This window comes from [Flexibacter] sp. ATCC 35208 (assembly GCF_001975825.1).
Lineage (GTDB): Bacteria > Bacteroidota > Bacteroidia > Chitinophagales > Chitinophagaceae > Chitinophaga.
Window position 1 is genome coordinate 26509 of sequence record NZ_MTKN01000039.1, and the last position, 25400, is coordinate 51908.

General features: G+C 45.5%; 15 protein-coding genes. 8 read left to right on the top strand and 7 right to left on the bottom strand.

Going from position 1 to position 25400, the window contains the following annotated elements; genetic code table 11:
- Positions 1-4: 4 nt before the first annotated feature.
- From BW716_RS22290 to BW716_RS22305, 4 genes are read right to left on the bottom strand one after another with little or no spacing between them, the layout of a single operon-like run.
- Positions 5-1519, bottom strand: coding sequence for a DUF6850 family outer membrane beta-barrel protein (locus tag BW716_RS22290; RefSeq protein WP_083726138.1), 1515 nt, complete (start codon positions 1517-1519; stop codon positions 5-7).
- Positions 1519-2853 carry a DUF4876 domain-containing protein gene (locus BW716_RS22295; protein ID WP_083726140.1) on the bottom strand — a complete coding sequence of 445 codons (1335 nt, stop codon included), beginning with the start codon at positions 2851-2853 and terminating at the stop codon, positions 1519-1521. Before BW716_RS22295 ends, BW716_RS22290 begins: the two co-directional genes overlap by 1 nt.
- Positions 2854-2858: 5 nt before the next feature.
- Positions 2859-5924 carry a TonB-dependent receptor gene (locus tag BW716_RS22300; RefSeq protein ID WP_083726142.1) on the bottom strand — a complete coding sequence of 1022 codons (3066 nt, stop codon included), beginning with the start codon at positions 5922-5924 and terminating at the stop codon, positions 2859-2861.
- Positions 5905-6837, bottom strand: coding sequence for a FecR family protein (locus BW716_RS22305; RefSeq protein ID WP_143708972.1), 933 nt, complete (start codon positions 6835-6837; stop codon positions 5905-5907). The genes BW716_RS22300 and BW716_RS22305 overlap by 20 nt, the downstream gene beginning before the upstream one ends.
- Positions 6838-7035: 198 nt before the next feature.
- Between BW716_RS22305 and BW716_RS22310 the strand changes: the two genes are divergently transcribed.
- Positions 7036-7590 carry an RNA polymerase sigma factor gene (locus BW716_RS22310; protein ID WP_083726146.1) on the top strand — a complete coding sequence of 185 codons (555 nt, stop codon included), beginning with the start codon at positions 7036-7038 and terminating at the stop codon, positions 7588-7590.
- A 128-nt stretch (positions 7591-7718) separates the two neighbouring features.
- Here BW716_RS22310 and BW716_RS22315 read toward each other — a convergent pair whose 3' ends face one another.
- Together BW716_RS22315 and BW716_RS22320 are read right to left on the bottom strand one after the other, a co-directional pair.
- The gene (locus BW716_RS22315; RefSeq protein ID WP_083726148.1) at positions 7719-10649 is read right to left on the bottom strand and encodes an FAD-binding and (Fe-S)-binding domain-containing protein; all 2931 of its coding nucleotides are present in this window, start codon (positions 10647-10649) and stop codon (positions 7719-7721) included.
- A gap of 94 nt (positions 10650-10743) precedes the next feature.
- Positions 10744-13095: an ABC transporter permease gene (locus BW716_RS22320; RefSeq protein WP_083726150.1), complete on the bottom strand. Its 2352-nt coding sequence runs from the start codon at positions 13093-13095 to the stop codon at positions 10744-10746.
- Between the two features lie 188 nt (positions 13096-13283).
- Here BW716_RS22320 and BW716_RS22325 point away from each other — a divergent pair, with 188 nt between their 5' ends.
- Complete coding sequence (locus BW716_RS22325; RefSeq protein ID WP_083726152.1) at positions 13284-13472, top strand: hypothetical protein; 189 nt, start codon at positions 13284-13286, stop codon at positions 13470-13472.
- A gap of 63 nt (positions 13473-13535) precedes the next feature.
- Here BW716_RS22325 and BW716_RS22330 read toward each other — a convergent pair whose 3' ends face one another.
- The gene (locus tag BW716_RS22330; RefSeq protein WP_083726154.1) at positions 13536-14441 is read right to left on the bottom strand and encodes a DUF72 domain-containing protein; all 906 of its coding nucleotides are present in this window, start codon (positions 14439-14441) and stop codon (positions 13536-13538) included.
- A 294-nt stretch (positions 14442-14735) separates the two neighbouring features.
- On the opposite strand from BW716_RS22330, the gene BW716_RS22335 reads away from it, so the two are divergent.
- The 6 genes from BW716_RS22335 (at position 14736) to bshC (ending at position 25244) form a co-directional block, all read left to right on the top strand.
- Positions 14736-16160, top strand: a complete 1425-nt coding sequence (locus BW716_RS22335; protein ID WP_083726156.1) for a glycogen synthase — start codon at positions 14736-14738, stop codon at positions 16158-16160.
- 85 nt (positions 16161-16245) lie between these two features.
- A complete protein-coding gene (locus tag BW716_RS22340; RefSeq protein WP_083726158.1) occupies positions 16246-17517 on the top strand; it encodes a glucose-1-phosphate adenylyltransferase in 1272 nt (423 codons plus the stop codon).
- 417 nt (positions 17518-17934) lie between these two features.
- The gene (locus tag BW716_RS22345) at positions 17935-19017 is read left to right on the top strand and encodes an efflux RND transporter periplasmic adaptor subunit (protein ID WP_083726160.1); all 1083 of its coding nucleotides are present in this window, start codon (positions 17935-17937) and stop codon (positions 19015-19017) included.
- Positions 19018-19038: 21 nt separating this feature from the next.
- Positions 19039-22104, top strand: coding sequence for an efflux RND transporter permease subunit (locus tag BW716_RS22350; RefSeq protein ID WP_083726162.1), 3066 nt, complete (start codon positions 19039-19041; stop codon positions 22102-22104).
- Positions 22105-22114: 10 nt separating this feature from the next.
- Positions 22115-23416 (top strand): TolC family protein, encoded by a 1302-nt coding sequence (locus BW716_RS22355; RefSeq protein ID WP_179091225.1) that lies wholly within the window; start codon positions 22115-22117, stop codon positions 23414-23416.
- A gap of 232 nt (positions 23417-23648) precedes the next feature.
- Positions 23649-25244, top strand: a complete 1596-nt coding sequence (gene bshC, locus BW716_RS22360; protein ID WP_083726166.1) for a bacillithiol biosynthesis cysteine-adding enzyme BshC — start codon at positions 23649-23651, stop codon at positions 25242-25244.
- Positions 25245-25400: the final 156 nt, after the last annotated feature.

Below are 25400 nucleotides of genomic sequence, written 5' to 3' on the forward strand. Positions count from 1 at the left end.
TGTATTAAAAATAAAATTGAATGGCTAGATTTCCGTATGTCCTATCCTTGCCGGGTTTCATGGCTCCATCCAGGATCAGTGCACTTTCTTTGATTGCCTCCGTATATGCTATGGTACCTTTCAGACCTGCGTAAAATCCTTTGAAATGTTTGGTGTATTGTAAGGAGAAACGGCCACCGGCAGTAGTGGCAGCATTGTAATAGTAATTGTATTGTATCACCTGGTGGGTGAAATAGCTAACGTTAATGGAGGTGGTGTAAATAGATGGATGAATGGACTCAGTGTAGTGTAGGGCCAGATCGGCACCCCAGCGATCTTTGTTTTTGTTGGCATGGTTCCAGCCAATATTGGGTTGGATAGTATAATGTTCGTAGCTGACGTGATTGCCAGTCACACCATCCAGACGTTCTTCTGAATTATTATTCAGCTGTAGTCCATAATTGAAAATACGACCTGTATATACCGCACGGAAGGTATAATCCTTTGAACGGTACTGGTAGTTGTTCGCTTTGTAGTTGATGTGGTAATCGCCGCCCTTTTGTGTGTTGTAATCAAACTTCGCTGCCCACTTATTTTTAGACCACAGTGCATGTAGTTCTGTTTTTGTTATATTGTAATACGCGAGTGTATCAAACCCTGCACTGGAAGGGTAGTAATAGAATTGTTTTTCTTTGATGCGTTTTGCGGTCAGGGCAAATGTACCGAATACTTTATCCTTGTATAGTATTGATACACCGCCGCCACTTCTGCGGAAGCGGGTGGTGTAATTACGATCCGACAATTTTGGATTGGGCTCTGAGTAGCCATTGATCATGTAGTTGACGTAATTCGCATATACAGTGCTTTCGCTATAAGTCGTATTTTTATATGAAATGTTGACTACTTCTGCCCCATAGCCATAGTAACCATCTATCGTTGCTATTAGCTTTTGTCGCCATGCATACCCGGTACCTGCATTCATATTGAACTGGTAATCCCTGATACTTCCTCTGGGATCATTCACAGAAAAGTGATTGCCGATGCGGTAATCAATACTGGCTACTACCGGCATATGCTCATTGAAGAAACGTCTCTGTCCACCTGCACGGGCTGTATAAATCACTCTGTGATAACTCAGATTGGCTGGTGATCCGAAATAGTAAGGGGTAGAAGTATTGTTCCTGCTCTGGTGCGCAAAATGTGTACTGTCCTCAGACGTACGTTGGTAGTCAAATGAACCCCATAGATCAGTTTTGCCAATCACAGTTTTACCTTCCGTATTAAAGCGGAAGGTCTTGTCATTTGTGGCATCCTGTGCCGCCATGAACTTACCTGCAATCACGCCGTAATCCAGCCGGGCCGTATTATAAGCCGAGGGCATAAGCAGATGAATAAAGGAAGGAGTGAGCTTCCCTGCCTGATATAACAAATGCCTGGTGGAATCTGCTGCCAATTGCATAGCAGGAATTTCCTGTTGTCCCTGGGCAAGGACAACAGGAAGATAACCTACAGATATTATAAACAGAATTATTTTTTTCATTATTTAAATCCTCTTGGATTAGCAACGTCGAAGTAATCGAAATCTTCAGTAGAGTTATTGGTATCTTTTAAGATAATTCTTCCATTTACTGTTTTCAGTGTTTTACGGATCACTGACTGTGAGGAGTAAGAACCCAGTGGTGCGAATGTATAACCTGCATCAAAGGAAGCACCCAGTTTTTTAGGCACACGGTCTTCTGCTGTATTTGGCTGTATTTCTACGGCATCGATCACATACTTGTTTGGAATCTGGTAATACTTTGTAGCGGTAGATGATGGTGTGCTGATGGTAGGGAAGTTGTACTGAGGCCAATTCTTCACTACCTGTGAGCCATCCACTTTGAAAATTACATACGCATCACGACCGTTATTATCCAGGATCCAGTCACTACCGAAATACTGTAATACTTCCACATTTGGTACACTGATATTGTCTACGTCAGATGACAGTGCGCTGCTGAGGAAAGGGGCATAGTAGGTTTCGAAATCAGCACCGCTTAGATCTACTGTCAGGGAAGGATCTTTTACTGTGATGGTAGTACCATTGGAGCCAGTCCATGGTTCTTTGTGGTTCATCGCTGTTTGTGCGATCACGATGCTTTCACCTGGTTGTACGGGATATGTAGTACCATTGCCAGGTATCATGAGTAGGGTACGGGTGTATACGTAATCGCTATTAGGATTAATGTCTGTAGGCATATTTACAGAATATGTCCAGTCCATCTGACCATTTGCAAGTGTATAGTAAGTGGTGTTGGTGAATGATTGTCTGCCAAACACCTGACCAATGTACATACTGTCAGCATACAATACCTTGTCACTATTGTTATAAATTTCGAAGAACTGATCGCGGTACAGCGCACCATTGGTACGGTGAGAACCGGCATAATAAATTTGTTTGATCACCCATTGACCGGTGGTACCAGCTACGAGTGTCATATTCAGCGTTACATCATTGCCCACAGCGATCGCCGTATTTTTTTCAGCAGCATTGAAGGTGATATCACTGCTGATATAAGTACCGGTGATCTGGTAGTAAGTGGTATCATCGATGGTAATGCTGGCATCAATATCATAAGTACCTGCAGGAATACCTGTGAAGCGTGCAATACCTGAGTCATTGGAAGTTGTGCTCAGCATACTGTTGGTACCGGTGTTTGTAATTTTTACACTCACCCCTTTTATTGGCAGTTCATATCCACTTGAATCGAGGTCATATGCAAGGTTTACGACGAGGTTCACAGGAGTTATGCCAGTAGAAACTGCTTCTTCCTTCTTACAGGAATAAATTGTAGCTATAGTGATCAGCAGGAGTAAGTAAGAGATCTTTTTCATTATCTTTAAATTTTTACAGATAGTTCTGCTCCGAATGTAGGAGCGGTGTTGGGAAATACGTATGAGTTCGAACTGGTTTGATACCAGGGTTGATAATTGAATACATTGTAAACGTTGAAGGCAAACTTGAACCGCTGGCGGATTTCCTTACCCACGCTCATGTGGAAGTTCATGATAGGGTTGGGAGCGCTGTTGGTGTTTGTTTCAGAAGTGGGCATATACAGGTAGCCATACCTTGGATCGTTTTTATCGAATTTTGTGATCGCCACATAGTCGTATCCGATAGTGCGGTAGGCAATGGGGATGCCATTGCTTTCTGCAGTTTTGGTTTTGCTGATAATGGTACATTCAGCTGTGAACTGCACGATCAGACTGATCTTCGGAATATGGGTGACAGATGTAACACGCCCATTGCTGAAAGTCGTAGTACTGTTGGTAGCAGGATACAACCCCATTAGTGCGTAGTCAGATTGAGTGGTAGTTACATCTGAAGGTCTTGTTTTCCAAGTACTGGTCGTAGTTCTATAGTTCGTACTGTTAATACCGCCGCTGATGGTAAAGGAAGTAGCGATGGCCTTCACCTTTGGTGTACTTACGATCAGTTCTATCCCCCGGCTGGTAGATGCCAGAATGTTCTGGAAACTGTATCTGTTCAGCTGGTATTTTTTCATGCTATCTATTGTCACAATTGGTTTGGCGCCTTCCACATAGGTAGCAGTGTAAGCTGGAAGGCTGATCACTTCATAGTTACCGGTGGCAGTGATGCCATTTTTGTTCCATTTGGAATACAGATTGGCGGTGACGTTGAAACCATCTTTTCTGTATTGACCGGATAGCTCCAGTGTTTGGCTTTGTGATGGCTTCAGGTTTTTATTCGTCTGATCATAACGATCCACATAGATCAGGGAATAGCTTTCTGCTTCTTTACCATTATAAGCATTCAATAAAGGGATTTCCTGGAAAGACGGTCCGGGATAGCGTTGTGCCAGTGCCGGCGATTTAAAGGCAATACCATATGCCAGACCAACACGCAGGTTTTTGTTTACTTCATAGTTTGTATTGATACGGGGTGACCCTGTCACTTTCCCATTCTGTATATCCACTCTGCCACCTGCTCTTACGTGCAGATTGCGATCAGACACCCGCATTTTAAATACATCTTCTGCATAAAAGCCGAAGTCCTGCTGGGGTACGATGCGGCTATAATCGTAATAACGCTCACCCATTCCTGGTGTCTGACTGCCACTGGTACTTACATATGCCAGTAGCTGCGGTTTTTCGCCATCTGCCAGTTGCCCCAGGCCTTTGTTCCGGCCATAGTTATAGTTACCCCCGATGGTGAGGAAATGACTGATTGTACCGGTTCTGAATTCATTGCTCATATCCAGGCCGGCAGTCGCTGTAACGGGGCGGCCATCGATGATGTTGGTGCCCCTATAGATGCCGGGTGCATACGATCCTTCATGAATACCGGTAGTGGTAGCTGTCGTATATAGAATATAAGCCTTGTTCACATCGTATTCCTTGTAGGAATACTGGTGCCCTTCACTATATCGGAGATTCAGGGTGATGTTTTTTACAAAGCTGCCATTTACACGATAGTTGGCTTTGTTGGAGATGGAGAAGTTCCAGCTGTCAAAACGTACTTTGGCAGATGATTCATCGTCCGGATCTTTTTTAATCCCATCCAGGTTGCGTCCGTAATCTACGATGGTCGTACTTTTCAGGCGTTTATTTTTGCCATAAAAATTTGTCCATATTACATTGCTGGTCATTCGCTCGTATGCCTTCAGTTTCTCGCGATTATCAAAGGTGGAATTGACATAACTAAAGCTGGCATTCATAATACCTGCTTTAGGTGAAAGGCGGAAGCCTTTTGAAAAGCTGGCGCTGGTAGCCTGGTCACGTATTTGTGTACGGAAATATCCTTTGGAGATCCCCGCCTGTCTTTCAATCACCACTGCACCATCGGTGAGGTCGCCATATCTGGCAGATGCTACTCCGGAGATGACTTCAATACTTTCTATATTATCTGGTGGAATCTGGCGCAGATCCGTACCGCCATAGGTATAATCACCGGTATAAGTCGTAGTGCCAGAACCACTCAAACCCCAGCTGTTGCCAGATGTGATAAAGGATGAAATGCCTACTCCATACGACCCGGGATTACGGGTCTGCATGTTCATGTTATTCGTAATGTTGTTACCATCCATGATGATGGCAACACCAAATGCATTGTTCAGTTCATAGGCACCCTTTCCGTAAGTGGTGGTTTCAAAGTTGGCCCGCAGTTGTATGTTCTGCACATTCTGCAGGGAAGGTGCCTGCATGGTTCTGTTTGGGATTTGGTTCAGCAGATCGTTCAGGCTTAATGCAGGAGTTTGTTCAATCATCTCTCTCGTGATCATTAACGAAGAGTTGGAGCTTCCTTCAAAGGTGCGGTTCGCTGTTACCTCAATATTTTTTAACCGGAGACTCACTTCTTTCATGAAAACAATGGGAAGTATAGTGTCTGTAGCCAGCTGTTCTATCTTGCGCATTTGTTGCTGGTAGCCTACATAAGAAATTTCAAGGGTAAAGGTGCTTATACCGGAGAGGAGCATGGTAAAGTTACCATAGTTGTCAGTCGTAAAGTATTGGTTCAGTTCTTTGATACGTACACTGGCGGCAGGTAGTGCGATGCCATCTTCGGTGAGTACGCGACCGGATACTACATTCCTGCTGGTAGCCGCCACTGGTGAAGGTGGCGGCGGTATGATCCTCTTTTGTGCAGGTGTGGCTGATTTGTATATCACGAGGCGATTGCCCTGCAGGCGAAAGGCCAGACCCGTACCTTTGAGCAGTGTGCTCGCAATGCTTTCGATTGACTGTTTGTCAAACGATCGTACAGGCACTGCGATGTCGTCTGCATCTGTGGGATTGAATGCGATATTCACGCCCGATTGTGCTGAGAGTGCCAGCAGCGCATGATCCAGCTTCCAGCCGTTCTCTGTGCGGAAGGTGATTGTTTGCGCATGGCAGACCGCTGTAATGAGCAGCAGGCAGGCTATTTTAATTACATCCTTTACCATCTAAAATAATTTCGTCCTGTTGGATATTGTATGTGATTCCGTATATCAGATTGAGGTTGTCCAGAATGTCGTGAAGGTTATCACCCGTCGTAAAACTCACGGTGACACGGCATTTCAGGATACCATTGTTTTTAGTATTGAAACTTACGTGATATTGTTCCTGCAGTGACGCTAACAGCTGACTAAGCGTTACATTGTTCAGGGTAAATTTCTGCTCCATCCAGCTGGTGTTTTCAGCGGGAATCAGCGTAGCCCGTTTCGTAGTTTTGTTTACAGACATGCCTTCTCCCTGTTGTAAAAGCTGATCTTTTACTTTTACAACACCACTTGTTACACTTACCTTTTCATCGCGCTGTGCTTTGTAACTACGCACCTGGAAACTGGTGCCGATATCGGCTACTTCCAATCCTGTAGCAGTGGTAACGGTGAATGGATTGTTTACGTCGTGCTGAACTTCGCAGAAAATTTCACCTTCTTTGAGAATGACTTTTCTACCTGCATACTGAATAGTAGTTTTTGCATTCATCCAGATAACAGTACTGTCAGGCAGGGTCAGTTTTTTAACACTGTCCGCAGTGCTGAGAGTGATCATGGAGTCTGGCTGTAGTAGCATATAACTAATAACTGCTACGAACAAAACAGCTGCTGCAATGCTAGCACGCCTGATGATGCGATAGATACGTGCAGGTTTATCAATTTGTCTGCGCAGCGCGTCGGTAGCAAGATTTAACTCTTCGCTGGCGCCCCAGTTATAAATACCGAGTACAATTTCTTTGGCCTGGGCTACAATCTCAGGATGTACATTGCTGATCGTATTCCAATGATGGATAGTCGCTTCGTCTGCTTTGCCAAGGCAGTATTGAATGAAGCTGTCGTCTAGCAGTAATGTTTCTATGTTTAATGGCTGATTCATACTATATAGAGCAGGGAGAATTTTGTTTTTACCCTCATGTTTTTGAGGGAGAAAGAATTTTGTAGCGGGAAACGCCGTGCCATAAGGTGTTTCAGGGGCAATGATCAATTTGGGAAAACTTTAACAGATACATTTTTCCCGAATCCGTAAACGATCCTTTTTTGAATGGGGTAGCTTTGCGGCTTTAATTGCCAACACATGGGAGCCAGGGGAACAGCAGAAATCCGGGCGTTATGGACGGCATTTGTAAATAATCGTAGCGAACAGGATTTTTACGCATTGTACCGTCAGTTTTTCCCTTATTTGTTATCGATAGGATTGAAAATTACGGCTGACAGGGATCTGGTCAAAGATGTATTGAACCAGCAATTCCTGCAGTTGTGGCAGCAGCGCGAAACGTTGCAGGATATTGAATATCCGCTCACTTATGTGACGACGAGTTTCAGGCGGAAATTATTGAAGGAAGAAGGCGCGAATTCGATCGTACAGGAACTGACAGACGAACATTTACAGCTATACACTGAACAATCTCCGGAACAGGCGTCCCTGCATCGGGAAGCTGATATTTTGCTACAACAGAGGATTACAAATGCTATTCAACGTCTTTCGGAGAGAAAACAATTATTGATCCGGTTGAAATATTTTGAAGGATTGTCTTATGCGGAGATAGCGCTGAAAACAGGGCTAGCGGAGCGGACGATTTATAATAAGGTGCATGAAGCGATCAAGGAATTGAGGAAGGAATTGAATTAACTTAGATTGACTTAATTATCCTAAACTAACCAAAACTAAAAAGCTTTTGCCAAAGGCAAAAGCTTTTTAGTTTTGGTTAACGAATCATTCATCACGGCCTTCGGCCGTGATGAATGATTCGTTAAAATCTATTTTAATGCGTCGAATAATATTTCGATTGGATGAAGGGCTTTCTTCCCCGTTCCATCCTTCACCTGATGCCTGCAACTTGTACCCGGCGCCGCTATCAGCGTATCATCCGCCGCACTCCTTACAGCTGGAAATAAAACGAGTTCACCTATCTGCATAGATAAATCATAATGTTCCTCCTCATACCCAAACGACCCCGCCATACCACAACAGCCAGAAGCAATTACCTCCACTGAATACTGTGCCGGCAGTGATAACATATTCTTACTAAACAATGCGGAAGACAACGCCTTTTGCTGACAATGCCCATGCAGTTTTATTTGTTTTTTCTCATCAGTAAACTGTGAAGCTTTAATATTCCCTTTCTCCGCTTCTTTATTCAAAAACTCATCAATCAGGAATACATTTTTCGCCAACGCTTTCGCTGAAGATCTCAATTCCTCCCGCGCCAGATCAGGATACTCATCTCTAAAACTTAAAATAGCCGAAGGCTCCACACCCAACAATGGCACATTATCATTTATCACCTCACTAAAGATCCGTACATTCTGCTCTGCAAATACCCTTGCTTTACGCAGCAACCCTTTAGACAACCATGCACGTGCACTTTCCGGATGCTCAATCATCACCACATCATATCCCAGGCGATACAACAACTGCACTGCTTTGATACCAATATGTGTATCATTGAAGTTCGTAAACTCATCACAGAACAAATACACCTTCCTGGTGGCCACTGGCAATCCTGCCTTTATACCCGGCCACTCTTTCTTAAACCAGCGACGGAGGGTAATAGATTGTAACCCCGGCAATGAACGATCTTTCGCAAAACCAGAAGTTTTCTTAATAATATTCCCGGTTACCTTCGTACTGATCATCCAGTTGTAAATGCCCGGTACATACTGTGCCAACCCATTCAGGCGGTTATAATTACTGATCAGCTTTGCTCTAAACGGCACCCCATTCGCATCATAATAATGCTGCAGGAATTCCATTTTCAGTTTCGCCATATCTACATTTGAAGGACATTCAGACTTACAGCCTTTACAAGCCAGACAAAGGTCCAGTACTTCTTTGATCTCTTTATGATCGAAACGGTTTTCTTTATTGGAATGCGTCAGGAACTCACGCAGGATATTCGCCCTTGCACGGGTGGTATCCTTTTCATTGCGCGTAGCCATATAGCTTGGACACATGGTCCCACCACTCAGTTGCGTCTTACGGCAATCGCCGGAACCGTTACACTGCTCTGCGTGTTGCAGAATGGTCTGTTCCGGGAAGTGAAAGACAGTCTGAATAGGCGGTGTTTTTTGCCCTGGTGTATAACGCAACATGCTGTTCATACTCGGCGTATCTACAATCTTATTCGGATTGAAGATGTTCTCCGGATCCCACGTATACTTTACATCTCTGAGCAGCTCATAGTTTTTATCCCCGATCATCTGGCGGATGAACTCACCACGCAAGCGACCATCACCGTGCTCACCACTCAGTGAACCTTTGTATTTCTTTACAAGTGTCGCAATCTCTTCAGCAATTTTACGGAAGAGGGCGTTCCCTTCTTCTGTTTTCAGATTGATGATTGGACGAAGGTGGATCTCACCGCTACCCGCATGTGCATAGTGCACACAGTAGAGATTATTGGCTTTTAAGACCTCGTTAAAGTCGCGGATATAGTCAGGCAGGTCGTAGATGTCGATAGCAGTATCTTCGATCACTGGCACCGCTTTTTCATCACCCGGCAGGTTACTAAGCAAACCAAGACCTGCTTTGCGCAGCGTCCAGATCTTCTTGGAATCAGCACCAAACAGGAGGGGGAAGTGGTAGCCCAGCCCCGCGGCTTTCAGTTCCGCAGTGAGGCGGTCGGAGATCTCTGTGATTTCATCGCGGGTATCGCGCAGGAATTCCACCACGAGTATCGCGCCGGGATCGCCCTGTACAAAGAAGCGGTTCTTGCTTTGTTCAATATTGTCTTTTGTACACTCGAGTATGTAGTGGTCGATCAGTTCACTGGCGCTGGGTTTATATTGCATGGCAATAATATTCGCACGCAGTGATTCGTCTACGTTATTAAAGTGTACGCAGAGCAGACCTGTCTCTTTTGGAGGCAGGGGCGATACGTTGATTTTAATTTCAGTGAGGAACGCGAGGGTCCCTTCGGAACCGGCAATGAGTTTACAGAAGTTAAAGTCTTCTTTACCGGCAGTGAAGGGTGCAGTTTCCAGCAACATGTCTACAGCATAACCAGTATTTCTGCGCAGGATGCTTGGCTTTGGAAATTCGCGGCGTATTTCTTCCTGGTTGGAGTGGTTACCAAGCAGGGTACGCATTTGTTTATAAACAGCGGTTTCCAGGCTGCCATCGTTCTTTTCACAACGGGCATGAAACTCTTCGGCAGAGATGCTGTTGAACGTCACGTCCGATCCATCGCTGAGAATAGCCTTTACTTCCAGCAGGTGTTCGCGGGTACTGCCATACACAACGGAGTTGGAACCGCAGGAGTTATTGCCCACCATCCCGCCGATCATGGCGCGGTTAGCGGTCGATGTTTCAGGACCGAAGTAGAAGCCGTATGGTTTCAGGAATAGATTGAGTTCATCGCGGATCACGCCGGGCTGAACTCGTACCCAATGTTCTTCTGTATTGATTTCGAGGATTTTGGTGAAGGTGCGCGACACGTCTACTATGATACCGTTTCCGACTACCTGTCCTGCCAGCGAGGTACCTGCCGTTCGCGGAATCAGCGACGTCTTGTTTGCCCTCGCAAATCGGATCAGTGTTTTGATGTCTTCTTCATTGGCTGGAATAGCTACTGCCAATGGCATTTCTCTGTATGCTGAAGCATCTGTGGCGTACAGGGTACGCATGGTGTCATCAGTGTATAACGTTCCGGTAAATTGTCCGGCAAGCTCCCTAAGCTTTTCGCGCATATTAATCTTCCCTTTTCAGAAGGCAAAAGTAAGGTTTAGATTGCTGGAATGCAAATGAGTGATTTTGTTAGATTTTATCTAATTTTTATAAAATTTATTGCAAACTTTTTACAGGGTTGACCATCGCCGCCCTGATAGATTGATAACTCACAGTCAGGAGTGCAATCCCGCAGGCCAGGATCCCTGCGCCCACAAAGATCTCCCAGCTGATCTGGATCCTGTAATCAAAATGTGTGAGCCAGTTACGCATCAGTAAATAGGTAAATGGTGATGCAATTATACCCGCCAGTAATACCAGCCATATAAAGTCTTTGGATAGCAATAGCCAGAGCTGTGGCAGACTGGCGCCTAGTACCTTCCTGATACTGATTTCCTTGGTCCTGCGTTCTGCCATGAACATAGCAAGGCCAAAGAGTCCCAAACCCGAAATCAAAATGGCCAACAGGGCAAAGGCGGCAGCTATACGGCCTACATGATTTTCCATTTCGAATTTATGGGCGAAATCCTGGTCGGTAAAGCTATAAATGAAGGGGAGGTCTGTATTGTATTTTTCAAAAACAGGCTGAATGATGCTGAGAGTGTTGGACAAGTCTACCCCCTTTTTCAGCCGCAGCAAAATATTGTTCGCATCATCTCTTTCAAAGAGAATCGCCAGCGGATAGGCGGTCTGATATGGATTGTACAATACAAGATCCTTTACAATACCAATAATGGTGAGTGTGCGGGCACCAGATTGTATGGTTTTGCCAATAGGATCAGTGTACCTGATGGTCTTCAGCGCAGTTTCATTTAAGACCACGGCATTGGAATCTGCCGGCCGGCTGGCTTCAAAAGAACGGCCCTGCAGCAGCTGCATACCCGTTACCTGCTCATAATCCCAATCGCCCATGATCACATCCATTCCAATTTCTGCTTTGGGGTCTTTGCCACTCCATGTGAAATCACTCCACTTGTTATAATTTGCTGTCATGGGTTGTGAAGCTCTGGTGACTGCCTCCAGTTTCCCGGTACTTAACAGTTCCTGCTTCAGTGCCGGAAAATTCTTATTTAATGCTTCACTGGTGGCCACTGATAAAAGATTATCAGGATTATATCCCAAAGATCGTGTTTGTGCATGCCTGATCTGCTGAAATACAATACCCGTACAAATGATAAGGGAAATACTAATGGCAAACTGGAACACGACTAAGACACGACGTAGCGTTACCGGGTTACGGCCTGTATGCACCGGGCCTTTCAATACCTTCACGGGAATAAAACCGGAAAGGTACCAGGCAGGATAACTACCGGCGAGTAACCCTGTGGCAATACAGATACCTAATGCCATCCACACATGCTGATATGTAAACTGTACATGAGATATACCTACCTGGCCAAGGAAGGGTTGTATGAGCATAATGAAGATGATGGCAAAGATAAATGCAATCAATGCCGTCATCACAGATTCTGTGAGGAACTGTCCGACCAGTTGTGTACGTCCGGAACCGATTGCTTTACGGATACCTACTTCTTTGGCGCGCTTTTCAGACCTTGCCGTACTCAGATTCATAAAATTGATACACGCAATCAGTAACACAAATATGCCAATGATGGTAAAGAGATGTACATAGGTCATTCTGCCACCGCTTTCTTTCCAATCTCTGAATTCATTGTGCAGGTGCATGTGTGTTAAGGGCTGTATGTCCAGGAACTGGTTATTATGTTCCGGATCATGCAGGTGCACTAACCCACTTATTTTTTTGGAGAAATCCGCCATATTTACACCGGGATGGAGCTCTACTGCATTCCATGCAAAGTTGAATCCCCAGTTGGACCGTGCATTTCTGACGAATTCATACTTCTTTTCCATCAATGAAAAAGGCACGAGAAAATCAAACTGGAATGTTGAATTCGAAGGCACATCAGCCATCACACCGGTCACCTGCAATTCTTCATTGTCTACTTTTACAAATTGGCCCAATGCAGATGCATTTCCAAAATAGGCATGCGCCTGTGACTTCGTCAGAATAATACTGTTCACATCATTCAAAGCTGTATTGATATTGCCTTCAATCAACGGGAAGGAAAACATATGGAGAAAAGCCGGATCAACAAAGAGGCAATTCTTTAAATACTTATTGGTACCATGCACCAGGCTCATTTGCGAAGACTGACTAATCCTCGTAGCTCGCTTTATTTCGGGATAATCATGCTGCATGATATCGTAGATAGGAACGGGCGTGCTGTACTGGGAACCTTTTACATCATTGAATAGGGTGTGTTTCACGAATACCCCTATCCGCTGCCCATTCGCATGAAACTGATCAAAACTCTTTTCATACTGTACCCACATTCCGATAAGGAGGGCGAATGCCATACCCAAAGAAAGCCCTGTAATATTAATAGCAGAAAGCGTCTTGTGCTGTTTAAGGTTGCGCCAGGCAACCCGGCAATAATTCCAGATCATGAAAAAATCAGTCCTACAATGATACCAGTTTGTAAATGATTGTAAATGAATAACTTTCTGTTTTGCAGACTGTTCACTTTTAGCAACTTGTGTCCGGTTGCGAACACTTTGGCTGGCATGGTTTCTGAACGCTCTTAATAAAGAATTTTTAACCCAAAAAATTGTGAGTTATGGAAATTATGTGAGTTATGGAAATTAGAGACAGATCAATCGGTAGTCACGGTTTAGAACAGGGGGGACCCAACCTCGGTAACGATTATAGCCGTGATATAACAAGAGAAGTGACTTCAGGTGATACTGAAAAGATAATACTGCCTAAAAAAAGCAAACATAAAAAAGAACAAAACAAAGGCGATAAAAATCCAAAGCAGCGATAAGATGAGGGCTGCTTAAGCGGGTGAGGCTGTTAAAAAGCATAAGCTTTTTAACAGCCTTCTTATTTAAAATAACGATTGTTGTTTTGGTTGGAATACAGGTTTCGGCATACTGATCCCACACACTTCCTTCATTTTATCTATGAAATAAACAGTCGCATCAATATAACTCAGTTCATCCCCCATATGCATAAAGAAATACAATTCCATTAATCCATTCTTTATCCATTGATCGATTCTGTACACCCAGTCATCCATCCTTTTATAATCCGTCGGGTGTAAACTATTCCCCACGAAGCGGACCATAGACCCCGGGGTGGGCAATTGCATATGCACACAATCCCTTCTACCTGCTGTATCAGTGATCACCGCACCTATTTTTAGTGTTCTTAATGTATCAAAGAGCTCTTTGGTAGTGGCAGGGTTATTAAACCAATCCGGATGTCTGAGTTCTACATACCATTGCAGATCCGTCGGCAGACTTTGCAGATATTTATAAAGGTTATCCCTCCGGGTAGGGCTATAGTTCTCTCCCAATTGCAAAAAGATAGGCCCCAGGTTTTCTTCCAGTGCAAGGATACCTTCAAGGAAGGCGGTCGTCTGATCCTGCGCATTTACAAGATTACTATAGTGACTGATGGACTGCGGCACTTTAGGGCAGAATTTAAAATCCGTCCTGTTTACCCGTTCCTTCCATTTGCCGATTGTATAAGCATCATAGATCTTATAATGAGTAGCATTGAACTCAATACAATTGAAATGATGGGGGTATTGCTCAATATAATTGGCTTCTTTGGTACCCTTGGGGTAAAGGTGGCCAACCCATTCTTTCATTCCCCATCGCGGGCATCCAATATAAATTGCCACATTTGCCGCCGGCTTACCTGGTAATACCTGTTGGTTGTCAGCAGGATCAGGAAGAGTAAAGTCTATATTGCTTAATAATGAATCATTAACGCGACCAAATTGCATAAAACTAATTGGAAATTAATAGTCTTCGAAGATAAGATTTTTCACTATAATCGCTTTTTCAGCATTCCGTGGTTGCCACGCCACAGATCGTGGCGATGAAATTGCCTTATGGTAAAAAATCATTATGAATTGAAAGGCTTTCTACAAGCTCAATAGAAGCGGGTTTGATGGCAGCAGGCTGTACCAGTGGCGGCTATACAAATAATAGAAAGAAAGTTTGGATATTCCTTTGCAATATCCTTTTTCCAAGCTAATTTGATTGCATACAAGCCCTTTATTTATTAACTGACAAGCATGGAAATTTTACACGTTAGCGCGGAATGTTATCCGGTAGCGAAAGTTGGAGGATTAGCCGATGTAGTAGGAGCACTACCAAAGTATCAACACCAGTTAGGGTGTGTTGCCAAGGTAGTGATGCCCGCTTATAAATCCCGCTTTTTTGAACAAAACGAATTTGAGCTCGTGCACCAGGGAGGAACCTGGGTAGGGTTCAACTGGTACCATGTCAATGTATTCCGTGAAAAGAACAATGTATTGGGCTTTGACCTGTACCTGTTAGATATTCCGGGACTACTGGACAAGGAGGGCGTGTATGGTCACTGGAATGATCTGGAACGTTTTCTGGCATTCCAGATCGCAGTGCTGGACTGGCTGAATGAATGGCAGCATCATCCGGACGTCGTGCATTGTCACGATCATCATACTGGGTTTATTCCTTTTATGATGACACATGCTTACAAGTACGAAAGGCTGCGCAATATAGCCACAGTACTCACCATTCACAATGCACAGTACCAGGGCCAGTTTGGCTGGGATCAGCTATACCGGTTACCGGGTTTTGACCTCTGGAAGGCAGGCCTGGTAGGATGGGAGGGCGCTGTGAACCCACTGGCGGCAGCCATCAAATGTGCATGGAGGGTTACCACCGTTTCACCAGGGTACCTCGAAGAAATGTATAACGGCGCGAATGGACTGGAAAGTCTGCTGCGAAGCGAGCGTCGCAAGTGCAAGGGTATCCTGAATGGTATTGACAACAAGATATGGGATCCTGCTACAGATCCGATGTTACCTGTCCACTATGATGATACTTCCTTCGTAAGCGGGAAGAAAGAAATAAAGCGCCAATTGTGTGAGGAGTTTGGATTTGACCCTGAATTACCCTTGTTCTCCTTCATTGGCCGCCTGGTGGGCGAAAAAGGCGCTGACCTGTTACCAGATATTATTGGTCGTTCACTATATGAGCAACAAAATCAACTCAACTTCCTTGTATTGGGTAGTGGAGAGCCGCATACAGAGTGGCGTCTGCACCAGACAAAGAGTACGACTGGTCCAAACTTTAATGTACAATATGGTTATAACGAGGGCTTATCGCATCGGATCTATGCCGGTAGTGATTTCCTGTTAATGCCAAGCAGGGTAGAACCTTGTGGCCTGAACCAGTTATACGCACTGCGTTATGGCACAATGCCTATAGTACGTAGCACAGGTGGCCTTAAAGATACCGTGAAGGATTTTGGAGAACAGGGTGGTTTCGGTATCCGATTTATACAGGCAGAAGTTTGGGATGCTTGTCAGGCTGTTACCCGCGCTGTAGAGCTGTATCGTGATGCACAGGCACTGCAGGAGATCCAGGAATATATTATGCAGATCGATCACTCCTGGGACAGCGCCGCTGCAGAATATGTAAAATTATACGAATCAATAGTAATAAGACCTTAATTGGCACGGAACTTTCCACGTAAGTTTGTAAACGGGACTTTTCATATAGTTATCATTATTTCAACGAAACAAAAGAATAGAATATATGTCTAACGCAGTTATCTCCCTTATCTTAGGAGGCGGTTCAGGTACACGTCTTTATCCGCTCACCCGCAGGCGCTCGAAACCCGCTGTGCCCGTAGCCGGTAAATATAGGCTGGTGGATATTCCCATCTCCAATTGTTTGAATGCGGATATGAACCGCATCTTTGTGCTCACCCAGTTTAACTCCGCGTCACTGAATAAGCATATTAAGAATACATACCACTTTAGCCACTTCAGTAAAGCGTTCGTAGATATCCTGGCGGCAGAACAAACTCCCGATAACCCCACCTGGTACCAGGGTACAGCCGATGCGGTGCGTCAGTGCCTCCATCATATCGAGAACTATGAGTATGACTATGTGCTCATACTATCTGGCGACCAACTGTATCAGATGGATTTCAGGGAGATGCTGCAACATCATATAGAATCACAGGCAGAGGTGACGATCGGTACCATCCCGGTCACCGCTAAAGACGCTTCTGACTTCGGTATATTAAAAACTGATGATAAAGGAACAATTACCTCCTTTACCGAAAAACCGAAGCAGGAAGTTCTGGCACCCTGGGCTTCGCCTGTAAGCGATGAGATGCATGCAGAAGGAAGAGAATACCTGGCAAGTATGGGTATCTACATCTTCAGCAGAACCACGCTCAATGAATTGTTGAAAGGGCAGGAGGCTGCCACCGATTTTGGCAAAGAGATAATTCCATACGCCATCAACGCGGATCTGAAAGTAATGAGCTATCAATACACCGGTTACTGGACGGATATTGGAAATATCAGCTCGTTCTGGGAAGCAAACCTGTCATTGACAGATGAGATCCCTCAGTTCAATTTATTTGATGAAGGCAAGATCATCTATTCCCGTGCGCGTATGCTGCCACCGGCAAAGATGAGTGGTACCTTCAACAAGACCATCATTTCAGACGGTACAATTATCTCAGATAGCACCCTGGAACGTTGTGTAGTGGGTATCCGTGCCCGTATTGGCCGTGGTTCAGTGATCACAAACAGCTACATTATGGGTAGCGATTTCTACCAAACCCTCGAAGACCTGGCCAGAGCCAAGGCCAAAGGCCATCCGCCAATGGGGATTGGAGATAACTGTGTGATCAATAATGCGATAATAGATAAGAATGTGAGCATTGGCAACAATGTAAAGATAAATGTAGGCGAGACATTGCCGGATGGTGAGCATGAGCAATATACCGTGAAGGATGGTATTGTGGTGATTAAGAATGGAATGGTATTGCCGGATGGATTTGTGATTTGATCGCATTGGGTTTGAGAGAATTGGGTATTTATGGAATCCGGTTTTTGGATTTATGGAGCCGATGGCTAGTTTCAAAAAAAAAATCGCTTTTACCGAAGGTAAAAGCGATTTTTTTGGTTTAGCGGCAAAAAAAACTGTTAAAATCGTTTTTAAAACTGACAAGTGGTTTTTATTTCCTTATCTTTGAAAAACCGCAACAGCAAAGACTTTCAGCCCAGGGGAATGTAAAAAAATAATTTCTATTAACAGCGTTAAATACTGTTAAAATATCTCCTTCTTTTATCGGGTCTTACCGCCCGTTCATCTCATTTTTTCGCCTAATCACCGACAGATATTCCATATTCGCCGACATAACACATTCCTCCTTCTCCCGAAATCTACATTTGTTTTTTAGGTACTCAACAAAAAATCAATTTGATGGTCTTGCTGGATCAAAGGGCAATACATATAACAGGCCTCTGTTGTCTGCTGTTATTATCAGTCGCCTGCCATGAAAAAAAGAATAAGGAGGATGCTAAATCTCAGGGAAACCAACCTACCATTGTAGATGTCATTATCGCCGACACCCGTAGTGTAAGCAATAACATCGAGGCAAACGGTACAATCGTTCCCAACGAATACGCCGAACTCCATCCCGAAATTAGTGGCAGGATCACTTTCCTCAATGTTCCCGAAGGCGCCATCGTCGAAAAAGGCACCCTCATTGCCCGCATCAACGATGCCGACCTACAGGCACAACTGGAAAAATCCAAAGTTCTCCTGGATCTCTACGAAAAAACAGAACAACGCGACCGCAAACTCCTGGACATTAACGGTATCAACCAGGCCGACTACGACCTGGCCTTGAACAATGTGAATGGCACCAAAGCTGATATGGCCTACACGCAGGCCCAGATAGACAAAGCCGCCGTCCGTGCCCCCTTTACCGGTACCATTGGCTTACGCCAGGTTAGCATCGGGGCATACGCCACACCAGCGACCCTGATCGCTACTATCCAGTCACCCGACAAAATGCGGATCGACTTCACATTACCTGAGAACTACGCGCACAACCTCAAAAAAGGTGGTGTGGTAGAAGTAGTGAGCGATGCGAACAATGGCACCCGCAGGCAAGCCATCATTATCGCTACCGAACCACAGGTGAGTCAGACGAGTCGCAACGTAAAAGTGCGCGCCCTGCTCTCCGACGGCAAAGGCCGCCCAGGCGCATTTGTAAAAGTATACTTCAATGCCGGTGCGGAATCCAAAGCCATCATGGTCCCTACCAATGCACTCATTCCAAATGATAAGAATAACCAGGTCATACTCGTCAAAGACGGCAAGGCCCACCTCACTACTGTGCAAACCGGCGTGCGGGAAGCCAATAATGTGGAAGTCACCAGCGGCATTACTGTAGGTGATACCGTCGTGGTGACAGGTGTGCTCTTCGCCCGCCCTGATGCTCCTGTGAAAGTCAGACAAGTGAAGACACTGGAAAAACTCGTGGCTGCACAGCAATAATCACCCAACGGAATTCAACAAATGAATATTTCAGAACTATCATTGAAGCGGCCTGTCCTTGCGACAGTGATGAACCTCCTGATTATACTGTTTGGGGTGATTGGCTACTATTTCCTGGCAGTGAGAGACTATCCTGCCATCGATCCTCCTATTATTACAGTAACCACTTCTTATACAGGTGCGAACCCGGATATCATGGAAAGCCAGATTTCCGAACCCCTGGAAAAACAGATCAACGGTATTCCCGGTATCCGTACCATCTCCTCCAACAGCTCCCTGGGTAGCAGCGTGATCACGGTGGAATTCAACCTGGGTATCGACCTCGAAGCCGCTGCCAGTGACGTGCGTGACAAGGTGAGCCAGGCAACTAAAAGTCTGCCGCTGGACATCGATGCACCTCCGGTAGTCACCAAGTCCGATGCGAACAGTGACCCGATCCTGATCCTCGCCGTACAAAGCCGTACCAAGTCGCTCATGGAACTGAGTGACTATGTCGATAACGTACTGCAGCAACAATTACAGACCATCGACCAGGTAAGCTCTGTGAACATCTTTGGCGATAAAAGCTATGCGATGCGCATCTGGCTCAATGAAGCAAAGATGGATGCTTACAATGTGGCATATAATGATATCAGCACGGCCCTTAGCAATGAAAACGTGCAGTTACCCGCTGGTAAAGTATACGGTAACAACACCGAATTGACCATTAACGCCATTGGTCGTCTCACCACAGAAAAGGATTTCCGTGACCTCATTCTTCGCGAAGACAGTACAGGCATTGTACGTCTCAGTGATGTAGCCCGTGTAGAACTGGGTCCGCAGATAGAAGAACAGGGCTGGAAATACAATGGTGTAAATGCGGTAGGGTTGGCGATCATTCCACAACCGGGAGCGAACAACATCGCTATTGCCGATGAGTTCAAAAAACGTATGGAGTCGATCAAAGAATCCAACAAAGACGATATTGAATTCAGTGTGCTGGTAGATAATACCCGCAATATCAGACAGTCACTGGCCGAAGTAAAGGAAACACTGATCATTGCATTTGCACTGGTGGTATTGGTGATCTTCTTCTTCTTTAGAAACTGGCTGATCGCCATCCGTCCATTAATAGATATTCCTATCTCCCTGATCGCCACCTTCTTTGTGGTGTATCTCGCGGGCTTTACCATTAATATATTAACGCTGTTGGGTATCGTACTGGCTACTGGCCTCGTGGTGGATGATGGTATTGTGGTCACGGAAAATATCTTCCGAAAACTGGAGCAGGGGATGAGCATTCGTGCGGCTGCGCTGGAAGGAAGTAAAGAGATATTCTTTGCAGTCATTTCAACATCATTGACACTGGCCGTGGTATTTATGCCGGTGATCTTCCTGCAGGGATTTGTGGGCAGGTTATTCCGTGAATTCGGGGTAGTGCTGGCCACAGCGGTGTTAATCTCGGCCTTTGTATCCCTTACGATTACGCCGGTATTAAATGTGTACCTGAATAAGAAAGATGCTGGTCATGGCAAGTTCTATGAAAAAACAGAACCTTTCTTCCAGGGTATGGAAAGTGGCTACAAGCGCTGGCTGGAAGCATTTATGAAAGTACGCTGGGTCGCAGTGGCCATCATTCTGGTGTGTGCAGGTATGATATGGTTGATCTTAGGTAGTATACAAAGTGAGATTGCACCACTGGAAGACAGAAGCAGTATCCGTATGACGGTGAGCTTACCTGAAGGTACGAGCTATAGTTATACCCAGGCAGTGAGTGACAAGATAGCGAATTACCTGTATGACTCAGTACCGGAAAGAGCCTTTGTGTTTGCAAGAACACCTGCGGGGTCAGTGATCAATAGTTCTCAGCCACGTATTGGTCTGGTAACGCCGGAAGAGCGTGATCGTAGTCAGGCGGAGATTGCCAATGACCTGAACAAGAAGCTGAAGCGCTTTAATGATGCGCGTATCTTCACGATACAGGAGCAGACAATTGCGGTGGGTTCCGGTTCTAAGACCAGTTTACCAATACAGTTTATCCTGCAAAATCAGGATTTAGATAAACTTAAAAAGACGATTCCGTTATTCCTTGAAGAAGCACGTAAAGATCCAACCTTCGCTAACGTAGACGTAGATCTGAAATTTACAAAGCCTACATTGGAAGTAACGTTCGATCGTATGAAGATCAAGGATCTTGGCTTATCTACGAATGATGTGATCTCGGCTATGCAGGCTGCTTTCAGTGGTGGTCGGCTGGCGTATTTCATCATGAACGGCTACCAATATTACGTAATTGCACAGTTGGAAAGAACGGAGAGAAATGAACCTGCGGATATCAGTCATATTTATGTACGCAATGCGAGTGGAGATAAAATTCCATTGGATGCGGTAGTGAAAGTAGTAACCAGTACGAGTCCGGCTACGTTGTATCACTTCAACCGTTTCAAGAGTTCCACCATTTCAGCATCCCTGGCACCGGGTCATACTATTGGTGATGGTATCAAAGCCATGCAGGCGATAGCCGACAGGTTACTGGATCCAACCTTCCATACGGCATTGTCCGGTTCCAGCCGTGACTATGCAGAGAGTTCTTCCAATATCGTATTTGCCTTCCTGCTGGCGTTGGTATTGATCTACCTGGTACTCGCTGCACAGTTTGAAAGCTTTATTGATCCGTTCACCATCATGCTCACGGTGCCGCTGGCATTGGCAGGTGCGTTGTTGAGTCTGTGGGTATTTGGTCAGACATTGAATATCTTCTCCGAAATCGGTATGATCATGTTGATTGGACTGGTGACGAAGAATGGTATCCTGATCGTAGAGTTTACAAACCAGAAGCGTGAGATGGGTATGAGCAAACATGATGCGGTAGTAGAGGCAGCATCACAACGTCTGCGTCCGATCCTCATGACATCGCTGGCTACGGCACTCGGTGCATTGCCACTGGCCATGAGTCTGGGAGCTGCATCGACGAGTCGTGTACCATTGGGCATCGTGGTAGTGGGTGGTATTATGTTCTCACTGATCCTGACCCTGTTCGTGATTCCGGCAATATATACCTTTGTGAGTAGTAAGCACAAGGCACACATACCTGATGTGGCAGAATAAAACAAAATTCATGAAAAGATTCATTATATATCTAACCTTTTTCTCACTTCCAGGGCTGCTGCATGCGCAGCAGCTCACGCTGAAAGATGCTGTGAATATTGCGTTAAATAAGAACCTGGGCATTAAGATCGCGGAGAATAATGTGAAGATTGCGGAGGAAAATAACAACTACGGTATAGCTGGTGGTATGCCTGTAGTCAGCGCCTCCGGCTCCGATGTAGAAGAGCTCACGAGTCTTGAGCAGAAGTACGCAAATGCCGCGAACAACAAATCGAGCAATAACGCCCGCTCTAACCAGCTCTCTGCCAGCTTTGGCGCCACCGTCCCTATTTACAGCGGGAGTAAGATCTCCAATGCCAGCAAGCGTCTGGATGTTGCTGAGTCTATGAGCAATGACTACCTCAAATCCCGTGTTGCGTTCATTACCTATAATGTGATGACAAAATATTACGACATCATTCGTCAGGAGAGCTATGCGGCTACACTGGAACGCTCCCTGGAAGTATCCCGCCAGAAACTGGATATCGTAAAAGCACAACAAAGTGTGGGCGTTGCCAACAATGCAGACCTCTTTCAGGCCCAGGTAGATCTGAATACACAAATGCAAAACCTGCAGGCGCAGCAACTGGTGATCGATCAGGCCAAAACCGATTTACTGACTGTCCTGACCTTAAAACAGGACTCGCTCATTCATATAAAAGACACTATTATCGTAGCCACAGATCTCCAGCTGGCACCCATCCTTCAATCGATGGAGCAACATCCTGACCTGATTGCCGCAGGCAAACAGGTGCAGATCGATCAGTACCTTGAAAGGGAAACGGCTGCATATCGCTATCCTTCTCTGACAGGCAATGCCGGCTATAATTACAATTATACCAAGAACAGTGATGGATTCTCCTTATTGAACCAGAACTATGGTCCATACGTCGGAGTAGGTGTAAACATCCCGATCTTCAATGGCTCCGTTTACAAAAGGAGGCAGGAGATCGCAGGCATCAATACCTCCAATGACAAGTTGATCAGAGATACCCTCGGCATCAACTACACAGGTAATATTATCAAGAGCTGGCAGGCGTATAATAATAACCTGCAGCAATTACAAACTGCCAAAGACAACTACGATCTGTCAGGAAAATTACTGGATCTTGTCTTGCAGCGTTTTCAACTCAAGCAGGCGACGATCATAGATGTCAAAACCGCACAACAAAGCTTCGAAAATGCAGGTTATCTTTTAATAAACGTAAGCTTCGCCGCAAAATCTGCGGAGATCAGGTTGAAATATTACGGGAATCAACTCAGCCAGCCATAACCGCCTTTTCCATAACTGGCTTTTGCCGGCTTACTTTTGCCGTCTCTTGCTTGCCGCCGGTACATGCTGGGTTGCAGCCAACATGTACCGGCCCCCGCGAAAAAGAACGCTTTGACAGAAGGTCAAGGCGTTCTTTTTCGCCCACCTCCCAACTTACCATTCATGAAATATCCCCCGGATTATCCCCCTTTTCCCCTAAATTCGTGCATTCAAAAGATCATTTGAGTGTAGTATGGAGCAACCTGTAAGCAATATAACGTATAGTCAGACGGGGTATTTCAATCAACTAGTAATCGACTTTCTGGCAGATCATCCGCATCTCCGTCCCTTTTACAAACATTCCTCCTTATCCCCTGATTTTGAAGCTGCTATCGCCGCCAAAAAATCCCAACCACAAAACCGTGGGGTATTAGTCACCTCCCTGCAGGAACAATACCACGGCCTTCATATCACTGATCACGTCAAAAACAACATCACCGCCTTAGGCTCGGCGAACACCTTCACCATTACTACCGCTCACCAGCCTAACATCTTTACCGGCTACCTCTATTTTGTATACAAGATCCTGCAAGCCATCAAGCTTGCCAGCCAGTTACAAGACAAGTATCCACAATATAAATTCGTCCCTGTTTACTACATGGGCAGTGAAGATGCCGACCTCGACGAACTCGGCCACATCTACCTCGCCGGCAAAAACATCAACTGGGCCACCTCCCAGCAAGGCGCCGTAGGCCGCATGCAGCCCGAAGGCTTCGCCGATCTCTTCACCACCATCGAGTCCGCCCTTGGTTACGGTCCTCACACCGCCGAACTCATGGACATAATGAAAAAGGCATACCTCGAACACGAAAACATCCAGGAAGCCACCTTATACCTTGTAAATGAACTCTTTGGTCGTTTTGGCCTCGTCGTGCTCGTCCCTGACAGCCCGGCGCTGAAGCGGCTCTACATCCCCGTCATGCGGGATGAGTTACTGCACCAGCACTCCCATAAAATCGTCAACGAGACCCTCACCCGGCTCTCTCAACACTATAAAGTACAGGCCAATCCCCGCGAGATCAACCTGTTCTACCTGACTCCGACCTCCCGCGAACGTATCGTCCAGATAGGAGATACCTGGAAAGTGCTGCACATGCCGGTCGAGTTCACCCGCGACACGTTGGAAAAGGAATTACAGGAACACCCGGAGCGATTCAGCCCGAACGTCATATTAAGAGGTCTCTTCCAGGAAACTATCCTCCCCAACATCGCCTTTATCGGCGGGGGAGGGGAGATCGCTTACTGGATTGAATTACAGGACCTCTTCGCCCATTACAAGGTGCCATTCCCGGTACTGCTATTACGCAACTCCTTCCTGCTGGCAGATATGCCTTCCTTAGCCCGTTTAAACAAACTGGGCCTGGAAGTTCCGGATCTGTTCAGAGATGCAGAATCATTGGTCAACGATTTTGTACAAAAGCATACCAATGCCGCGCTGGTCTTAAAAGATGAATACACCGCGATCGAAAAGCTTTTTGATGAACTGTCCTTAAAAGCAGAAGATATTGATATTACCCTGGTGAAATCAGTAGAATCAGAACGATCCAAAGCGATAAAATCCATTGGTAAACTGGAACACAAGTTCCTCCGTGCAGAGAAAAAGAAATTCGCCTGGCAGACGGACCAGATCCGGGGACTCAAACAAAAGTTATTCCCTGCTAATAGTCTACAGGAGCGTAAAGAGAACTTTATGCCCTGGTATATTCAGCATGGGCCGGGTTTCTTTGATCTGATATTGGAACATCTGGATCCAATCACCGATCAATTTGGGATTATTTATACAGATTAAAATTTACTGAGTAAATCAATCATAAATTTTTTTCAGCTCGCCGCAGGTACTTTCTCGCTTTCGGCCGGTACTAGCTAGCTTGCAGCTCATATTTGCTTGTCTCAGGTACCTGTTTGCCTCAGGGTACTTGCTCTCTTGCCGCAGGTATTTGCTCGC

Bases quoted from the DNA above. Each gene is read 5' to 3' on its own strand.
- BW716_RS22290 (WP_083726138.1), bottom strand. From the start codon at position 1,519: ATGAAAAAAATAATTCTGTTTATAATATCTGTAGGTTATCTTCCTGTT.
- BW716_RS22295 (WP_083726140.1), bottom strand. From the start codon at position 2,853: ATGAAAAAGATCTCTTACTTACTCCTGCTGATCACTATAGCTACAATT.
- BW716_RS22300 (WP_083726142.1), bottom strand. From the start codon at position 5,924: ATGGTAAAGGATGTAATTAAAATAGCCTGCCTGCTGCTCATTACAGCG.
- BW716_RS22305 (WP_143708972.1), bottom strand. From the start codon at position 6,837: ATGAATCAGCCATTAAACATAGAAACATTACTGCTAGACGACAGCTTC.
- BW716_RS22310 (WP_083726146.1), top strand. From the start codon at position 7,036: ATGGGAGCCAGGGGAACAGCAGAAATCCGGGCGTTATGGACGGCATTT.
- BW716_RS22315 (WP_083726148.1), bottom strand. From the start codon at position 10,649: ATGCGCGAAAAGCTTAGGGAGCTTGCCGGACAATTTACCGGAACGTTA.
- BW716_RS22320 (WP_083726150.1), bottom strand. From the start codon at position 13,095: ATGATCTGGAATTATTGCCGGGTTGCCTGGCGCAACCTTAAACAGCAC.
- BW716_RS22325 (WP_083726152.1), top strand. From the start codon at position 13,284: ATGGAAATTAGAGACAGATCAATCGGTAGTCACGGTTTAGAACAGGGG.
- BW716_RS22330 (WP_083726154.1), bottom strand. From the start codon at position 14,441: ATGCAATTTGGTCGCGTTAATGATTCATTATTAAGCAATATAGACTTT.
- BW716_RS22335 (WP_083726156.1), top strand. From the start codon at position 14,736: ATGGAAATTTTACACGTTAGCGCGGAATGTTATCCGGTAGCGAAAGTT.
- BW716_RS22340 (WP_083726158.1), top strand. From the start codon at position 16,246: ATGTCTAACGCAGTTATCTCCCTTATCTTAGGAGGCGGTTCAGGTACA.
- BW716_RS22345 (WP_083726160.1), top strand. From the start codon at position 17,935: ATGGTCTTGCTGGATCAAAGGGCAATACATATAACAGGCCTCTGTTGT.
- BW716_RS22350 (WP_083726162.1), top strand. From the start codon at position 19,039: ATGAATATTTCAGAACTATCATTGAAGCGGCCTGTCCTTGCGACAGTG.
- BW716_RS22355 (WP_179091225.1), top strand. From the start codon at position 22,115: ATGAAAAGATTCATTATATATCTAACCTTTTTCTCACTTCCAGGGCTG.
- bshC (WP_083726166.1), top strand. From the start codon at position 23,649: ATGGAGCAACCTGTAAGCAATATAACGTATAGTCAGACGGGGTATTTC.